The 16,975-nt window shown below is 51.8% G+C and carries 14 protein-coding genes; 6 read left to right on the top strand and 8 right to left on the bottom strand.

Going from position 1 to position 16,975, the window contains the following annotated elements:
- The first annotated feature begins 19 nt into the window (after nt 1-19).
- The 3 genes from NDI52_RS01340 to NDI52_RS01330 all read left to right on the top strand — a co-directional run bounded on the left by NDI52_RS01340 (nt 20) and on the right by NDI52_RS01330 (nt 3,477).
- Nucleotides 20-1,789 (top strand): ABC transporter transmembrane domain-containing protein, encoded by a 1,770-nt coding sequence (locus tag NDI52_RS01340; protein WP_190774025.1) that lies wholly within the window; start codon nt 20-22, stop codon nt 1,787-1,789.
- Between the two features lie 313 nt (nt 1,790-2,102).
- Complete coding sequence (locus tag NDI52_RS01335) at nt 2,103-2,795, top strand: AIM24 family protein (protein WP_190774307.1); 693 nt, start codon at nt 2,103-2,105, stop codon at nt 2,793-2,795.
- A 181-nt stretch (nt 2,796-2,976) separates the two neighbouring features.
- Complete coding sequence (locus NDI52_RS01330) at nt 2,977-3,477, top strand: sterol desaturase family protein (RefSeq protein ID WP_206754980.1); 501 nt, start codon at nt 2,977-2,979, stop codon at nt 3,475-3,477.
- 44 nt (nt 3,478-3,521) lie between these two features.
- Here the strand turns inward: NDI52_RS01330 and NDI52_RS01325 are convergent, their stop codons facing one another.
- The 6 genes from NDI52_RS01325 to NDI52_RS01300 form a co-directional block, all read right to left on the bottom strand.
- Nucleotides 3,522-4,136, bottom strand: a complete 615-nt coding sequence (locus NDI52_RS01325) for a hypothetical protein (RefSeq protein ID WP_190774308.1) — start codon at nt 4,134-4,136, stop codon at nt 3,522-3,524.
- Nucleotides 4,137-4,145: 9 nt separating this feature from the next.
- Nucleotides 4,146-5,234 (bottom strand): chorismate synthase, encoded by a 1,089-nt coding sequence (aroC, locus tag NDI52_RS01320; protein ID WP_190774309.1) that lies wholly within the window; start codon nt 5,232-5,234, stop codon nt 4,146-4,148.
- A 365-nt stretch (nt 5,235-5,599) separates the two neighbouring features.
- A complete protein-coding gene (locus NDI52_RS01315) occupies nt 5,600-6,004 on the bottom strand; it encodes a polymer-forming cytoskeletal protein (RefSeq protein WP_190774310.1) in 405 nt (134 codons plus the stop codon).
- A gap of 39 nt (nt 6,005-6,043) precedes the next feature.
- Nucleotides 6,044-6,880 (bottom strand): M23 family metallopeptidase, encoded by an 837-nt coding sequence (locus NDI52_RS01310; protein ID WP_190774311.1) that lies wholly within the window; start codon nt 6,878-6,880, stop codon nt 6,044-6,046.
- Between the two features lie 174 nt (nt 6,881-7,054).
- Entirely contained in the window at nt 7,055-7,189 is a 135-nt protein-coding gene (locus tag NDI52_RS01305; RefSeq protein ID WP_277874872.1) for a hypothetical protein, read from the bottom strand.
- Nucleotides 7,190-7,251: 62 nt separating this feature from the next.
- Complete coding sequence (locus tag NDI52_RS01300) at nt 7,252-8,865, bottom strand: Ppx/GppA phosphatase family protein (protein ID WP_242036027.1); 1,614 nt, start codon at nt 8,863-8,865, stop codon at nt 7,252-7,254.
- Nucleotides 8,866-9,538: 673 nt separating this feature from the next.
- Here NDI52_RS01300 and hslO point away from each other — a divergent pair.
- From hslO to NDI52_RS01285, 3 genes are all read left to right on the top strand, one after another.
- A complete protein-coding gene (gene hslO / locus NDI52_RS01295) occupies nt 9,539-10,441 on the top strand; it encodes an Hsp33 family molecular chaperone HslO (RefSeq protein WP_190774313.1) in 903 nt (300 codons plus the stop codon).
- A 198-nt stretch (nt 10,442-10,639) separates the two neighbouring features.
- Nucleotides 10,640-12,004, top strand: a complete 1,365-nt coding sequence (locus NDI52_RS01290; RefSeq protein ID WP_190774314.1) for a S8 family serine peptidase — start codon at nt 10,640-10,642, stop codon at nt 12,002-12,004.
- 465 nt (nt 12,005-12,469) lie between these two features.
- Complete coding sequence (locus NDI52_RS01285) at nt 12,470-14,341, top strand: diguanylate cyclase (protein ID WP_190774315.1); 1,872 nt, start codon at nt 12,470-12,472, stop codon at nt 14,339-14,341.
- Nucleotides 14,342-14,455: 114 nt separating this feature from the next.
- Here NDI52_RS01285 and malQ read toward each other — a convergent pair whose 3' ends face one another.
- The gene (malQ, locus tag NDI52_RS01280) at nt 14,456-15,961 is read right to left on the bottom strand and encodes a 4-alpha-glucanotransferase (RefSeq protein ID WP_190774326.1); all 1,506 of its coding nucleotides are present in this window, start codon (nt 15,959-15,961) and stop codon (nt 14,456-14,458) included.
- Nucleotides 15,962-15,991: 30 nt separating this feature from the next.
- A complete protein-coding gene (locus NDI52_RS01275) occupies nt 15,992-16,975 on the bottom strand; it encodes a TIGR03885 family FMN-dependent LLM class oxidoreductase (protein WP_190774316.1) in 984 nt (327 codons plus the stop codon).

Raw genomic sequence — 16,975 nt, 5'->3', positions numbered from 1 at the left:
AGTCTAGGTATTTCGAATCGTGCATCGTCCGCACCCACTCCGTCGCCTCTTTGGCTACGCCCAGGCTTATCGTCGTCGCTTCTGGCAAGCCACCGTCTGTTCTATTTTGAACAAGATTTTTGATTTGGCTCCACCGCTATTGATTGGTATGGCTGTGGATGTGGTGGTACAGCAGCAAGATTCCTGGTTGACGCAGTTTGGGTTGGAGAGCGTACGGAGCCAGTTGGTGGCGATCGTCCTCGTCAGCTTTGTCATCTGGAGTTTAGAGTCGCTGTTTGAGTATGCCTATGCGCGATTGTGGCGTAATCTGGCCCAGCATATTCAGCACGACTTGCGGTTGGATGCTTACGCTCACATCCAAGAGTTGGAGTTGGAATACTTTGAGAGCCGCAGCACAGGGCGGTTAATGTCGATTCTCAACGATGACATTAATCAGTTGGAGCGGTTTTTGGATTATGGGGCGAATGAGGTTTTGCAGGTGAGCGCCACCGTGGTGATCATTGGTGGCATCTTCTTTTACCTGGCTCCGGGCGTGGCAGGATTGGCGATGTTGCCCATGCCCTTTATTTTGTGGGGAGCGATCGCCTTTCAAAAACTCCTGGCTCCCCGCTATGCTGACGTGCGAGAGAAAGCTAGCTTGCTCAATAGCCGCCTGTCTAACAACCTGGGCGGCATTATGACCATCAAAAGCTTCACCACTGAAGCCTATGAAATTGAACGCATTCGCCGGGAAAGTGATGGGTATAGCAAGAGTAACCAGCATGCGATCGCTCTGAGTTCTGCCTTTGTTCCGCTGATTCGCATTCTCATTCTGTTAGGTTTCACAGCAACGTTGTTCTTTGGTGGATTAGCGGTTGTTAACGGCAATCTTTCCGTTGGTAACTACAGCGTCATGGTTTACCTGATTCAGCGATTACTTTGGCCGTTAACGCGTCTGGGTGAAACTTTGGATCAATATCAACGGGCAATGGCGTCTACAAATCGGGTATTGGATTTGTTAGATACGCCTCTTGCCATTCACTCTGGTCGTACACCACTACCTACCAATCGTGTTCAAGGTGATATCTGGTTGAAGGATGTGACGTTTGCGTATCGCGATCGCACTCCTATCATTGAAAACCTGACTCTGCATATGCCTGCTGGGAAAACGACAGCGATCGTTGGTTCCACGGGTTCGGGTAAGAGCACTTTGGTGAAGTTGCTGCTGCGGCTCTATGAAATTGAGTCGGGCGAGATTACCCTCGATGGTCATGACATCCGCGATTTGCAGCAACGAGATTTGCGAAAGGCAATGGGGTTGGTGAGTCAGGATGTGTTCCTGTTCCACGGTACTGTTTGGGAAAACATCACCTACGGCACCCCTGACGCAACATTCCGTGAAGTGGTGGAAGCTGCCAAGATTGCCGAAGCCCACGATTTTATTGAGCAGTTGCCCCAGGGCTACGACACTATTGTGGGGGAGCGCGGTCAGAAGCTCTCAGGTGGGCAACGACAGCGGATTGCGATCGCCCGCGCCGTTCTCAAGAATCCTCCCATTCTGATTCTCGATGAGGCGACCTCAGCGGTTGATAACGAAACGGAAGCAGCCATTCAGCATTCCCTGGAGCGCATTACGCAGAACCGAACGACAGTGGCGATCGCCCACCGCCTCTCTACCATTCGTAATGCCCACTGCATTTATGTCATGGAGCAAGGCCAACTGGTAGAACGGGGCACTCACGAGGAACTGCTCGAACGAGATGGTCTCTACGCATCTCTCTGGCGTGTCCAGATGGGCATGCGTGGCTAAAGTAACGTCAGTTCGGGATAAGCCGAACCGCCCATTATTGCGTGCGCGACGCGCACGCAATAATGGGCTTTTTCGAGTGCCGCGCGAAGCGCGGCACTCGAAAAAGCCCTTAACCCGAACTGAGGTTAAAGTAGGTGGGTGAAACCCCAAAATATTGAGCCGCCTGCGAAACGGGCGGCTCAATATTTTGGGGCTGGAGCTGGGCAAGGGATAGGCCATCACACCTAATCCGGAATTTAAGCCTCGCACTTTGAAGCATATGACGTGAAGGGGTTAAGCAACATCCCATGACACTAAACAATTACAAAATACGATGTCTCGCTACTCACTGAATGAGTTTCTACAAGCTACATCTCAAAAGGAACATGGCCAGGACACCTTTGAGTTAGAAAGCCCTCACTTATTAGAAGTGAAGCTCAATGGAAGAGTTTGGGCTAAAGTTGGGGCCATGATTGGATACCTGGGGAATATCAACTTTAAGCGAGAAGGTATCCTCGAACATGGTTTAGAAAACCTGATGAAAAAGATGGTTTCCGGCGAAGGCATGTCCCTCATGAAAATGGATGGAGCAGGCCGCGTTTACCTGGCCGATCACGGCAAGCGGATTCACATCTTGAACCTTAACAACGAAACGATTTTTGTCAATGGCAACGACATTCTGGCGATGGAAGACTCGATTAAATGGGACATTAAACTCATGCGCCGAGTGGCGGGGATGATGGCCGGAGGGCTTTTCAACATCCGCCTATCGGGTAGCGGCATGGTCGCCATCACCACCCACCACGAACCTTTAGCCCTACCCGTCAAACCCAACATGCCCGTGTTTTGCGACCCCAACGCTACGGTTGCCTGGTCGGGTTCACTCTCCCCAGAACTAGCGACCAATTTTACCGTGGGCACTTTGTTTGGACGCGGCAGCGGTGAGTCCATCCAACTCAAGTTTCAGGGTAATGGCTGGGTGCTGTTGCAACCTTACGAGGAAGTTTACTTCCAAGCCGGAAGTTGATCTATAGCCCCCACCCGGTTGAAATAGGACTAACGCCTTCTTGTGCGATGTGTTTTGCACACTCCACAGAAGGCGTAAGCCCTGTAGAAAATAAACCTGGATTCTGCGACAGCTTAGTGGCGGCAAAATCCAGGTTTTAGTGCAAGATCTGAATAGAGTGATGTGAGGTGTCAGAGACAGAATGGGTATCGGAGGAATGTTGGGTCTGGGCCTGGTATTTGTGGGAACGTTCTTGTTCAGCAGCCTGGTAGAGTATTGGTTACATCGTTTGATGCATGTGCGGCCCGACAAATGCCAATTCCATGTCGACCACCATGCCGAAAATACAGGCCAGGGGGTCTTTAAAGAATTTCTGGAATACATGAAAGTCGTGGTGCCAATTCCACTCATTCTCCTGCTATTTTCCTGGAAAGTTTCCTTAGCTTTTTTCCTCGGAGCGGTAACATACGCGATCTTTTCGGCCTACGCTCACCAGCTTCAGCATGACAATCCCACTAAGTGCTTCTGGATGCCGATGCCCGTTCACTATGTCCATCACACCTACGGACAATGGCATCACAATTTTGGATTAGGGGTTGATTGGTGGGATCGAATCTTCGGCACCTACAAACCTACTGATTGGGAAACTAGCATAGATCCCACCGAACCTGAACGGAGTGCTTTACAAGTTCGCTGGTGGTAGTGAGCCTAAAAAAGAAGTGTGTTGCAGAGCAACACACTTCTTTTTTAAGCCTGAGCTCGAACCCAAACGGCTAAGCCACCGCCTCGCCCTCGAGCTGCGATGTAGTCCTCAGTGATGCGAAAGAAGGCAAAGAAGGGCAGCTTGGCAACGGGTTTCTGAGCAAATTCCTGAGCTTTGGTTGAGCCTCCACGAATACCGCCTTGATAGAGGGAGCGATCGCCCACCCTTATCTCCATCTGCGTAAAATCAAACACCAGCAAATTTTTCTTGCCAGGGTAGCGGCAAGGCCCAGTAAGGGTAAGCGATAAACCTGCCAGGGAAATCTGATTGCGAATTTCCCCCAACAGCGTCTCGCCCTCCGGATAAAAGCTGATGTAGGCAGGCGTAAACCCTGGCATATAAAAACCTCGGGTCAGCCGCACGCCGCCCCCCTTGCGCTTCTGAACCCCTGTCGTGAAACAAAGCCGCCACTGTCCCTCTAGAGCTGAGAAGGGATAGGTGATGTGGTCACGTTTGGCGGTCGTTTCGGCCTGGAGGAGGGCTTCAACCATGGCGACCGCCCCCGGTCGGCTACCCTGTCCTGTGCGGAAAATCTGCACAGCCTGGTCGAGGGTTTGGGCAAAATCCGTAGGGCGATCGGGGGACAGATCAGCAGTCATAAACAAGCTCTAGAACAGTTCACACTGTCCATGTTGCCGCATGAGATGGTCACATAGCACGAGGGCCATCATCGCCTCCACCATGGGCACCGCACGGGGCAGCACGCAGGGGTCATGCCGGCCTTTTCCAACCAGCAGGGTTTCCTCACCTTCCTTGGTCACCGTCCGCTGCTCTTTGCGGATGGTAGCCGTGGGTTTAAAGGCAATGCGAATAATGATGTTTTCGCCGTTAGAAATGCCTCCCTGCACGCCGCCGGAACGGTTGGTTTCCGTTCGCACATTTCCCTCGGCATCCGTAATGAAGGCATCATTATGTTCGCTCCCGCTCATCAGGGTACCTGCAAAACCAGAGCCAATTTCAAAACCCTTGGTAGCAGGGAGCGACATCATCGCCTTTGCCAGATCGGCTTCCAGCTTGTCAAACACAGGTTCCCCCAAACCTCTGGGAACGCGACGCGCTACACATTCCACCACTCCGCCCAGGGAATCCCCCTGGTCGCGGTACTTCTCCACCAGATCCAGCATGCGTTGGGCCGCTTCGCTATCAGGACAACGAACGATGTTGCTTTCCACCTGGCCCAGGGTGACGGTCTCCGGATCAATGACCCCTTCCAGATCCTTAATACGCTTCACATAGCCGACGATTTCCACCCCGGCAACTTGTTGCAGGATTTTTTTGGCGATCGCCCCTGCGGCTACACGCCCAATGGTTTCCCGTGCCGAAGAGCGCCCACCCCCCTGCCAGGCGCGAATCCCATACTTCGCGTCATAGGTCGCGTCTGCATGGGAAGGGCGGTACTTCACCGACATCTCGTCGTAATCCTGAGAGCGTTGGTCTTTGTTGCGCACCAGGATAGCGATGGGTGTACCCAGGGTTTGCCCGTCGAGCACCCCGGAGAGAATTTCGCACTGATCAGCTTCTTTACGGGGAGTCGTGATTTTACTTTGGCCCGGTCGCCGCCGATCCAGCTCAAACTGAATTTCTTCAGGTGTGATGGGCAAACGAGGAGGGCACCCATCAATCACAACACCGACGCCCCCACCGTGGGACTCGCCAAAGGTCGTAATGCGAAATAAATGCCCAAAAGTGCTACCCATGAACCGTAAGTTCCATAAATGTTGACATGGCAAACGACAGAATGCCTGTGCGATCGCCTGTCAGAATCCTAACCTGTTCCTTTCACCAACGGCACTACTCTATCCCCCCCGGTTTATGGCAGATTTACGGTTCGAGAAAAGCACTTTATTTCCCCTAAACAAACCATGCAATTTGAGTCGGTGTTTTTCAGGATCTAGCCTTCGTCAACAGCAGTTCAGGAGAAGTCGAAGCACCCAATAGTGCTTCGACTTATCCTGTCAGGTAACGTTCGTTTCTGAAATGAATGGCAGAGCAGAGTAGCGGCGTTACCTGTAACGCCGCTACTCTGGCCTAGCACTCACTCAACGATGGCTAAGCGAAAATTTTACTGCGGCTCGCCGCCGATTAATTCGGGATACTTGCCAGTGCCAGGGAGCACCTTATCCTCAGTATCAGAGGTCGTCATATGGCCTAGATAGAAGGCACCCGCTTCAATATCAATGGAGTGGGCAGTAACATCCCCCTCTAAACGAGCGGTGCGGCTCAGGCTGAGGCGACCTTCTGCAACAATACGGGATTTAACAACCCCATGAATGATCAGGTTACGGGTATGAATTTCTGGCCCTTCCACCAAACCTGTATGTGATACTTCCATGTCGCCTCGAACTTCTACGGTGCCATGGATGACGCCATCAACCCGTAGATTTCCTTCAATATGCAATGCCCCTTGAAACTCACTTTTCTCGCTCAGATAGGTGAGTGAATTGTTGCTTTGCTTTCGGCCGAACATACCTCGCTCCCTAGCGATGAATAGGTGAAATGCGATCGCTCAGTCCAAATAATACTTGGGATCCACCGGCTGATCATTCCGGAAAACCTCGTAGTGTAGATGCGGACCTGTCGAGCGGCCTGTATTGCCCAGATAGCCAATGATGCGATCGCGATCGACCGTCATACCCGAAGTTACGGCTAGCCCTGACATATGACCATAGAGGGTTTTATATCCATAACCATGGTCAATGACCACATGATAGCCGTACCCACGAGACATTTCTGCTCGAATCACTTTCCCAGGAGCCGTAGGATAAATCGGACTGCGGAAAGCGGCCACAAAATCAAGACCACCATGGAACTCTGAGCCACCACCGAAGGGATTACGCCGAAACCCAAAACCTGAAGTCTCCCGATAACTGGCCTTGAGCGGAAGGCCCTGAGGCCTTGCATTTTCTCGTTTTAGAGTAGCTTCCAGAGCCGGTTGAGTTCCCTCTAGATCCTCCATCAGCTGAGGTAACTGTTCCTCAGCAACAGATAAAAAGAATTTGCCTTCTACAGCCAAGGGTACGCCCCCCTGAGGTAGCCGGGATTGGTTCTCCGAGCCAGTTTCGGGCATCCCAGCCCGCCGTTGCAGGGCGTCAATTTCGGATTCCAATTGCTCCATGCCTTCCAGAATTTCCTGAGCCTGCTTATTCAGGTTGCGGTTCTCGTGAGTCAACTGCGAGTTGCGGTTGGTCATCGTCTGAAAGGCTTTGGCAACCGACACCACCGGGAAGGAAATAGAGCCCAATAGAATCGCTACCAAAATCAGGGGGTGAATGGAGATAGTCAGCGGGGTCTTACCTGTACAAGCGATGAAAATCGTAAAGCGTTGGGGGATACGGCGATGCATGATGTCTCAGCGGTTGTCCGTCAGTGGCCCACAAAACCGTCCAGGCTTAAATCGGAGGTACTTGTCGCTCCAGGTGCCAATCAAAGAGATTCGTTCTGCGGGTGAGATATATGCTTAAAAACCAGCGATATTCAAAAAATTTGAGCTTTTAGACACTTCTTGTAAAACAAGCCACTAAAGTATCAACAAACGGTTGATCTCGCAACGGGGATCGCTGATTTCCAGGTTGCAATTGTTGCTGCGGTTGTTATGCGATCGCCCTCCACCCCAGCAAAATGGAAGAACCCGATTCCACGACTGAGTTGCCATCGAAAATCGGATTCCTCGGTTTTGTTATGTTTCCGTTTTGTTACATTAATGAGCGCGTGACGTTAACCCTTTGCATCCGGGTGAAGAATAGGAACCAGTTTTAAGCCGTACACCTCTTCAAAGCATCCCTTCTTATAATCGAGGCTCCACAGTTCCAGGGCACAGTCATCCCCTGCATGACGGGGGTAGAGGTGCAGCCGCAGTTCTCCGGCTTCGGGACGGGGCTCACAGGTGAATTGAGCGATCGCTCCAATCTGCCGTCGATCCATTGCGACCGCCAGCCGTAGCAGCGGGCTGAGCTGATCTACAACCCGTCGGTACTTCTTGCTGCTGATATTACGATAGCTCTCGTGTTTCTTCTTAGGACAACTCTTGCGATGGTAGCGGGCCAGGTTTGCGATCGTCTCAATTTCGACCTCGGTGAACCCCAGCAAATCGCTGTTGCGGATTAAGTAATAGGAATGCTTATGGTGGGATGAGTGGCTGACAAAGTGGCCGCAGTTATGAAGCATGGCCGCTGCCCAGAGCAGATCCCGTTCTTCAACACCCCAGGGGTGCAAGACTCCCTGGGTCTGGTCGAACAGGTTGATGGCATGGCGGGCGATGCACTCGGAGTAAGGCATCTTGGTTTCAAACTTCTGGGCGGTACGCAGTACACTGCGTTCTCGAATCGAGCTTTGAAAGCGTAGCCGATCTTCAATCAGGCCGTGGGTCAACATCCAGTCGACGACCACCCCTTCCCGCAGCGCCCGTTCACAGATAAAGATGGAGTTCATGCCCAGCAGGGTCATCGCTTCTTGCAGAATGACCGCTCCTGCAACAATGATTTCAGCACGGCGCTCGTTCATGCCCGGAAGTTTCGTGCGCTCAGCATAGGGCATACGGCGCAGGCGATTGACTAACTCCCGTAGATCTTCCAGGGTGAGGCTGTAGCCATGCATGGGGTCGGGAATCATGCCCAGCTTCTCACGGGCATGGAGCATCGCAACCGCTTCAATGGTGCCCGATGTGCCAACTAGTTGGCAGGTTTCTCCCGGTTGCAATTGAGCTAATAACTCCTCAACGGGCCGCTCCAGCATCCCACGCACATAAGCTTGAAGGTAACCAAACTCAGTAGAACTGATGGGGTCTGTAGTAACAAATTCGGCGGTTAGACGAACGGCTCCAATTTTCGTGCTGCTCAGGCTGCGGGGTTCGTGTCCATCGCCCAAAATCAGCTCCGTTGAGCCACCGCCAATGTCGATGATGGCGTGAGGCTGGTTGTTGAAGGACATCCCCGAGAGCACGCCCAGGTAGATGCGTCGGGCTTCTTCCTGCCCAGCGATGAGGTTAATGGTGAGCCCCAACTCTTCTTCGATTTGTTGCAAGAAGTCACGACCGTTCGGGGCTTCTCGGACAGCACTCGTCGCAACAGCGACAATATCCTCGGCATGAAGACGATTGGCTAGTTCCTGGCAGCGACGGAGCGCCTGGGTCGCACGATCCATCGCAACGGGGGTGAGGCAGCCAGTTTTAGGGTCGCGATCGCCCAAGCGTACAGTTGCCTTCTCTTTAGAAATCACCGTAAAGGTAGGCAGGGACGGTTGAATGTGGACAATCACCATGTGGATCGAGTTCGTCCCCACATCAATCGCCGCCAGAATGCGATCGTGCGTCAATGCGGGAACGCTGAGCATATTTTCCCTGCGTAGGTCAAACATTAAGCCAGTCATCCAGAAGCCCTGTGTAGTCAGTGTATGTTAGAGAACCGCAGGCCAGAGAAATACATCCGAAAAATTCAGAGAAGTGAGAAATTCAAGGACTCTGTAGAGCACGGCACTCCTGGAAAAAATTCCGTTCAGCCAAATACTCGATCCGGGTCAAATGCCAGAGTTGCCAAGCCACCGGGCTTTTCGAGCGGACTATGACCTAATCTGCCCAACCGGCTCAGGGGTCAACCATTCCCTAACCTATCCCGTTCTCCCTTGCAACCTAAGGCTTGAGCCTAGTAAATTTCACAATGATTTTATCTTGCAGTGTAGTTTTTGTGACTTAGATCACAGGTTGTTTTGCAGGGATTTTACAAGAGCTTCGATACCGTGGCTGCCCAGCTTTTCTCGCAGAGGTCGGCTAGCTACCTACTTCATACAGAATCATTAATTCGGACCGTTTTTCTGAAACCCTTAATTTTTGTATGCGCAAAGCGCACGCAAAAATTAAGGGTTTCAGAAAAACGGTCCAGAGTATTGCAAGATTAAGACCCACAAAAAACATACAGATGGGGCTGGTTATTGGTTTGAGCTGACTTCACCCAAGCAGGAACTGCAATATATAGAATGGAGTGAGGATTTATGAAGAACTGTTTAGGTTATGGCCGATCAATTGATTCGCGCAACGGCGGCAGGTGGGGGAATCCGGGTGGTCGGTGCTGTGACGACACGCCTCACGGAAGAAGCTCGTCAACGTCACTCACTCTCCTATGTCGCCACCGCTGCCCTCGGTAGGGCAATGTGTTCAGGCTTGCTTCTTGCTTCCAGCATGAAAAAGGAAGGCTCCCGGGTGAACTTACACTTTCGGGGGAACGGTCCAATGGGGATTGTTTTTGCAGATGCGGGATTGGATGGAACCGTGCGGGGCTATGTGCAAAATCCCTCTGTGGAACTGCCTCCTAACCCTCAAGGGAAATTGGATGTGGGTGGAGCGATCGGCCGGGAAGGACGACTCCATGTATTACGAGATATTGGTTACGGCTACCCTTACTCCAGCACGGTAGAACTGGTTTCGGGGGAGATTGGTGAGGATGTGGCCTATTACCTGGTCACGTCTGAGCAAACACCTTCAGCTTTGATGGTGGGTGTTTTTGTTGAACCTGAGGGTGTGACAGCCGCCGGAGGCCTGTTGGTGCAAATTCTTCCCAAGGCAGCTCGGGGCGAATCGTTGATTCAAACTCTCGAATCTCGTCTGAGTACCCTGGCAGGCTTTACTCCGCTGCTCCAGGCTGGGAAATCGTTGCCCCAGATTTTGACCGATCTGCTGGGAGATATGGATCTCAATATTTTCCCAGAAACGCAACTGTTGCGGTTCCACTGCGGTTGTTCGTTCGACCGGATGCTGGGAGCACTGAAGCTGCTAGGGGAAGACGAACTGCGAGACATGATCGAGAAAGACAACGGGGCTGAAGCGACCTGTCATTTCTGCAACGAAGTGTACCAGGCAGAGAGCGGCCATCTAGAGCAGTTGATTTCTGAATTGCAGACCGAGGGAGTTAAATAACGCCATAGCTTCCGTTATTACCATGACTCAGAGGGGGGAGTGCGTTGCATTCCCCCTCCTTGCGTAAGGGCAGGGCTGGCTGCGTAAGTCTTGAGGGAATTAAAGTCTGCCCATCGGATGAAATCCTTAGATTTTGCGGAAATCCTTCAAATACAGCCGTAGACTCAGGATGAATGCAATCAAGGAAAAGTCCCGTCTATGACTAGCTTCCCCCGGATCCCAACTGGCCCACAGACCACGGGTCGGTATCTGGTGCTGCTGGATGATGAAGATATTGGTGCTGGCATCCAGGCCCTTGGCAATAATGCGGGCGTCACCGCATTTGCCCACTCCGGTGATTTTGAAGACCATGCCGTCATTATTGACGAGGTGGAGGAATCCACGTCGGTCGTGTTTGACGAATTAGGGGTCGCAGTGGTGGCTCTGGATAGTGATCAGGTGCGATCGCTCAGCACTGTCGCCGCCAGCCCCAACCCTCCCATGATCATGGAGCCCGAGCGAGTCGTTTATGCGTTGCCCGATGCTGAGCAGTTTCGGCCCACGATCCCTACGCCCCCACCGGCAGTAAGCGACAGCGTGAATGTTTCTCTGGATTATCTGAGGGGTTATCGGGATGCCATCCAACAACTCATTGACCACCTCACGAATGGAGACGTCAACAGTAGTTTAGTCGGCGCGCCACCCGGGGTAGGAGCCGCTACAGATGAACTCACCTGGGGTTTAATGGCAACCCATGTCAATACATCGCCCTACAGTGGTGCCGGAATTCGTGTTGCTGTGCTAGATACAGGGCTCGATTTAAGCCATCCTGACTTCGCTGGACGCAAGATCACCAGCAAATCTTTCGTTGAGGGAGAAGAGGTGCAGGATGGCAACGGCCACGGCACCCATTGCATTGGAACGGCCTGTGGCTCGAAGTTGCCAACCTATCCTCGTTATGGTGTGGCCTACGAAGCCGAAATTTTCGCAGGCAAAGTGCTGAGCGATGATGGCGGCGGGGTTGATGGCGGCATTCTGGCGGGAATTAACTGGGCGGTCGCCAGCGATTGTCAGATCATCTCCATGTCCCTGGGTGCCCCTATTCAACCCGGACAAAACTTCTCCCGTGTATACGAGCAGGTCGGTAAACGTAGCCTGCGCCGGGGCACGCTGATTATAGCCGCCGCCGGGAATGATAGTTTTCGTCAGTATGGCTTAGTGCAACCCGTCAGCCATCCGGCGAACTGCCCCTCCATTATGGCGGTGGCGGCTGTAGATTCGAGGTTAGCGATCGCCCCCTTCTCCAATGGCGGTTTAAATCCCCGGGGTGGACAAGTTGATGTGGCAGCACCAGGGGTGGATATTTACTCGTCCTGGCCCATGCCGACCCGGTACAGCATCATTAGCGGTACCAGCATGGCAACTCCCCACGTAGCAGGCGTTGCAGCCCTCTATGCCCAGGCAACGGGAGCCCAGGGTAATGAGCTATGGGCAAGGCTGATACAGGGTGCTAAGCGGCTTCCTGGCCCTTCACGAGATGTGGGCAGTGGTTTAGTTCAAGCCATTCAGCAGAGTGTGGGCTAATCCACTGAAATTGTTTTTTCGTGCGCTTAGCGCACGAAAAAACAAGGGGGCATCCAACAATATTTTTTTAGATTGTGGCAACCTTTACAGCTTGAGTCAGTACAGAAAGATCGGCTGAAAGGGCTATTTCTTCTATACAAAGCGCACAAAAAAATGGCTTTTAAAACAAGCCTTAGAATCCTCTTTTTACTGACGCTTTGCAGCCGTGAAAAGAGGATTCTAAATTTTGGCATAAGATTTGAAAATACCGATAGATAGAGAAACTATTATGTATTGGTCAAAAACTGGTTTACAGACCTAGCCCAGACAAATATTTCGCCTGTTGTTTGGTTCAAGATTCGAGATTATTAAAACTCACAGTCTGGGTGGATCGTGCAGGATACAATTGAAGCTTGAAAAAATAATCCTCTCATTAGAATGCTGGCTTGATGCTATTCAACTCAAGGTTAGATAGCTGTGTGATGTATGGTATTTGGAAAATGGATTAGAAGGCTCAATCCACGGCAGAATTTTAAGCAGCGATTGGGATTAATTATTGCCACAACAATTCTCTGCTTTTCTCTGTTGTTGTCATGGATTGTTGGCAATACCAGTAAAGCTCAAATTAAAGCCGGTAATGGTCAATTTATGGAAGAGCTGGCTTATCAGATGGCCAGGAATTTGGACCGGGGGATGTTTGTTTACTACCAGGAAATTCAAACTCTCGCGACACTGAACGCTATTCAAGATTCTCGTCAATCTCCTGAGAGTAAGCGATCGCTCCTCCAGACCCTACAGAACGCCTACAAAGACTATGCCTGGATTGGTTTAACGAATTCTGATGGTATCGTTCTGGCCAGCACAAACCGCGTATTAGAAGGAAAAAATGTTTCACAGCGTCCCTGGTTCATTCGAGGCAGATGGGGGGCGGTTGTTGAAGATGTTCATGATGCCAAGTTGTTGGCTCAGCTCCTTCCTAACCCCAACTCCAGTGCCGAACCCACTCGTTTTGTAGATATTGCCACCCCTGTATTTAATGCACAAGATCCAAACAAATTTGAAGGGGTACTGGGGGCCCATCTTTATTGGGAGTGGGCAAAACATGTACGGGATGATTTGTTGAATCCCCTGCACGATCATTACAACGTCGACGTGATGGTTCTCTCTAAATCTGGAGAGATGTTGCTGGCCCCGGCCAGTGCCCCTGATAGTGACGAACCCCTGACAGGTCCACCTTCACCCACTCTTGGCTCTCAGCCGTTGATCAGTGTGCAGTCAGCGCAGCAAGGGAAGAGCGGTTCTCTAGTCGAGCAATGGTTCGATGGCACTTCTTACCTAACAGGATTTGCCGCGACTAAAGGGTGTGACCAGTATCCAGGTTTGGGCTGGATAGTTCTGGTACGCCAGTCTGCAAAGGAAGCTTTTGCCGAAGCTGTAGCGTTGCAAGAACAAATTATCATCTGGGGAATTGCGCTTGGTGTCACTAGCGGTGCCCTGGTCTGGTGGATTGCAGGATGGTTGATAAACCCGGTACTGCAAATTGCGGCGGCAGCGGATAGCATTCGCCAGGGAGATACAACCGCGCGGATTCCTGTTTTCTCCGGTAGAGATGAAGTCGCCAAGCTGTCCAGAGCCGTCAATTCATTATTCATAAGCTTAGAAGAGCAGAAACAGCTCTTGATGGCATTTAATGCAGAGTTAGACCAAAAGGTGAAGGAACGAACTGCCCGGTTGAACTCTCTCAATGAACAGTTGATGGCAGAGATCAGCGATCGCAAACAGGCAGAAGTCGCATTGCAGCAAGCCAATCAGGAACTACATCGGCTGACAATAGTTGATGGTCTAACGGGAATGGCTAATCGTCGCCACGTTGATCAACACCTGGTGCAGGAGTGGCAGCGTTCGATACGGGAGCAATTACCGCTGTCGCTGATTCTTCTGGATGTGGATTATTTCAAGCGCTATAACGATTTCTACGGTCATCTGGCTGGTGACCATTGCTTGCAGCGGATTGCCAGAGTTTTGAGTAGCCAGGTTCAGCGATCGCACGATTTAGCCGCCCGTTATGGCGGTGAGGAATTTATTGTCGTTTTACCCAATACCGAGCTTGAGGGAGCCATCCATCTTGCAGAAACCATTCGCCAAGCCGTTAAATCTCTGCAAATTCCCCACGCCAATTCCCCAGCCAGCCCCTATGTAACCTTGAGTCTGGGTGTGGCCACTGGGTTTCCTGCACCCGGGTCTTCACCTTCTGCGCTCATTGAGAGCACTGACCAACAGTTGTATCGCGCCAAAGCTCTGGGGCGCGATCGCGTGATGTCTCATTCGCCAGATTCAACAAGCTCATCTGATCATTAGATTGCAACAGGAATGTTTGTGGTGTGCTTCGCACACCACAAACAAAAATACGTAAGTCTTGTGTAAGCTCAAAACCCTGTGAGGAGAGCGATCGCCACACTCCTCACAACAGTTTTAGTGGTGGTGATGGGAGGGAGCGCGATCGAAAAAGTGGGTAATGTGTTTGAGGCGATCGCGTACATCCTGACTCAAATCATGCTCCCGATACCGCCATTCCCAGTTGCCGTCCTGTTTGCCAGGAAAGTTCATGCGGGCTTCGGTTCCCAAACCAAGGACGTCTTGCAGAGGAACGATGGCGAAGTTGGCGATCGAGCTGAAAGCCAGACGAATCATGTCCCAATGAATGCCGTCCTGACTGGCACAGCCCAGGTAGGTCAGCACATCCTGGCGTTCTTTGTCGCTGAGGGTGGTGTACCAACCGATGGTGGTGTCGTTGTCGTGGGTGCCCGTGTAGACCAGGAAGTTGCGATCGTAGTTGAATGGCAAGTAAGGATTTTTGGGACTATCCCCGAAGGCAAACTGCAAAATTTTCATGCCAGGGAATTCAAACTTATCGCGCAGGGCTTCCACTTCGGGGGTGACGCTTCCTAAATCTTCGGCCAGGATGGGTAGCACACCTAACTCTTGCTGAAGTGTGGTGAATAAGGCGTCTCCGGGAGCCTTGGTCCATTGTCCACTTCTGGCATCGCTAGATCCTTTGGGAATGGCCCAGAAAGACTCAAACCCAATGAAGTGATCCACGCGAATTAAGTCCACATAATCCAACATGGCGTGGAAGCGCTGAATCCACCATTTGAAATTGGATTGCTGCATGTACTCCCAGTTGTAAATGGGATTGCCCCACAACTGGCCTGTTTCGCTAAAGTAATCGGGTGGCGCTCCGGCCATTAGCGCAGGTTCATTGGTTTCCTCATCTAGATGGAAATTTTGGGGATGTCCCCAGACGTCAGCGCTATCCTGGGCCACATAAATGGGGATGTCTCCAATGATTTGAACGCCCCTTGAATTGGCGTAGTTTCTGACATCAGACCACTGACGGAAGAACTCGAACTGGAGGAATTTTTCAAAGAAAACTCCGTCAGATAAGCGCTCTTTCGCGGCTTCTAATGCCTCAGGATGGCGGCTGGCGATCGCATGGTCCCAGGTGTGCCAGGCTGTGCCATTGTGCTCATTTTTGAGTGCTATGAACAAGGCAAAATCGTCCAGCCAGTAAGCCTTGCTCTCACAGAATTGGTGGAATTTATCTTTTTGTTCTGGGGTTGCGTGGTGTTTGAAGTTGTCGCTGGCTTTTCTGAGCAGCGCTAGTTTGCTCTGGATAACAGCGTCGTAACGCACGCGATCGAGGTCGAATTCCGGCAATCCCTCAAAATCATGATCGCTTAGTAAACCATCCTGTTGCAGCCGCTCAGGGCTGATCAGCAGAGGATTTCCGGCCATCGCAGAGTAACACATGTAGGGGGAATTCCCCGACCCTGTTGGCCCCAAGGGAAGAATTTGCCAGAGTTGCTGTCCCGTCTCAGCCAGGAAATCGATAAATCGATAGGCTTCAGTGCCAAGATCGCCAATGCCAAAACGTCCGGGGAAGGATGTGGGATGCAGCAGAATTCCACTGCGGCGCATTTTCAAGGTAGTAGGTTTTGCGGTCATAGCTTATACCTGTGCGGGGATTTTTGTCTGCTTGAGAAAGGGGACGACCTGTTCACCAAACACGTCGATAAATAGCGACTGATTGCGATTCACGTTGTGAAGTATCAGTTCGTCGAAACCCATCTCCAAATCCCGCTGTAACCACTCCACATGCTGCTGAGGCTCTGCGGAGATTCGGACAGATTCGTCTAATTCGTCAGGCTGGACAAACTTTCCGGCAGCATCAAACATGGCCGGGGTTTGCAACTCGGTCAGTAAGTGACTGTCAAAAATATTGTTGCGCCACTGATCGTAGGCTCCCTCGCGAGCCGTCGCTTCGTCGCGATCGTAGGAAAGCTGCACTTTGAGAATCATGGGTTTGCCTTCGCCACCGCCCCGTCGAAAGGCATCCACCACCTGCTGCAGTTTTTCGGGAGGCTGGGAAATGGTGATTAATCCATCGGCCCAACTGCCGAGCCATTCAGCGGTTTTTGCTGTAACAGCAGCCCCAATGAGCAACGGTGGCGTTTCTGGACGGGTGTAGAGTTTTGCCTCTTCGATAGTGATAATGCCGTGATGAGTAACGGTTTCACCTGCCCAAAGGGCGCGAATGATGTCTACGCACTCTTTGAGGCGGGCATTGCGATCGCCCTTCACCGGCCACTTTTGCCCGGTAATTCCCTCATTCATCAACTGACCACTCCCCACCGTCAGCCAAAAGCGCCCCGGAAACATTTCTGCCAGCGTTGCCGATGCCTGGGCAATAATGGCGGGATGGTAGCGTTGCCCAGGCGCACACACCACACGGAAAGGAAGTTGAGTCGCCTGCATCGCCGCCCCCAGCCAGGCCCAGGCAAAGCCGCTCTGCCCCTGTCGCTCACTCCAGGGATGGAAGTGATCAGAGGAGAGGGAGGCCGTAAAGCCCGCCTGTTCGGCCCGTTGCACATAGGTGAGCAACTCACTGGGCTTAAATTGTTCGTGGGATGCGTGATAACCAATTTTTGGCAT

This window comes from Leptolyngbya sp. PL-A3, from assembly GCF_039962325.1.
Classification (GTDB): Bacteria; Cyanobacteriota; Cyanobacteriia; order Elainellales; family Elainellaceae; genus Vacuolonema.
Note: the sequence above shows the minus strand (reverse complement) of the source record. Positions and strands in the feature narration are given on the sequence as shown.

Bases quoted from the DNA above. Each gene is read 5' to 3' on its own strand.
- NDI52_RS01335 (WP_190774307.1), top strand. From the start codon at position 2,103: ATGTCTCGCTACTCACTGAATGAGTTTCTACAAGCTACATCTCAAAAG.
- NDI52_RS01330 (WP_206754980.1), top strand. From the start codon at position 2,977: ATGGGTATCGGAGGAATGTTGGGTCTGGGCCTGGTATTTGTGGGAACG.
- NDI52_RS01325 (WP_190774308.1), bottom strand. From the start codon at position 4,136: ATGACTGCTGATCTGTCCCCCGATCGCCCTACGGATTTTGCCCAAACC.
- aroC (WP_190774309.1), bottom strand. From the start codon at position 5,234: ATGGGTAGCACTTTTGGGCATTTATTTCGCATTACGACCTTTGGCGAG.
- NDI52_RS01315 (WP_190774310.1), bottom strand. From the start codon at position 6,004: ATGTTCGGCCGAAAGCAAAGCAACAATTCACTCACCTATCTGAGCGAG.
- NDI52_RS01310 (WP_190774311.1), bottom strand. From the start codon at position 6,880: ATGCATCGCCGTATCCCCCAACGCTTTACGATTTTCATCGCTTGTACA.
- NDI52_RS01305 (WP_277874872.1), bottom strand. From the start codon at position 7,189: ATGGCAACTCAGTCGTGGAATCGGGTTCTTCCATTTTGCTGGGGTGGA.
- NDI52_RS01300 (WP_242036027.1), bottom strand. From the start codon at position 8,865: ATGCTCAGCGTTCCCGCATTGACGCACGATCGCATTCTGGCGGCGATT.
- hslO (WP_190774313.1), top strand. From the start codon at position 9,539: ATGGCCGATCAATTGATTCGCGCAACGGCGGCAGGTGGGGGAATCCGG.
- NDI52_RS01290 (WP_190774314.1), top strand. From the start codon at position 10,640: ATGACTAGCTTCCCCCGGATCCCAACTGGCCCACAGACCACGGGTCGG.
- NDI52_RS01285 (WP_190774315.1), top strand. From the start codon at position 12,470: ATGGTATTTGGAAAATGGATTAGAAGGCTCAATCCACGGCAGAATTTT.
- malQ (WP_190774326.1), bottom strand. From the start codon at position 15,961: ATGCGCCGCAGTGGAATTCTGCTGCATCCCACATCCTTCCCCGGACGT.
- NDI52_RS01275 (WP_190774316.1), bottom strand. From the start codon at position 16,975: ATGCCAAAAATTGGTTATCACGCATCCCACGAACAATTTAAGCCCAGT.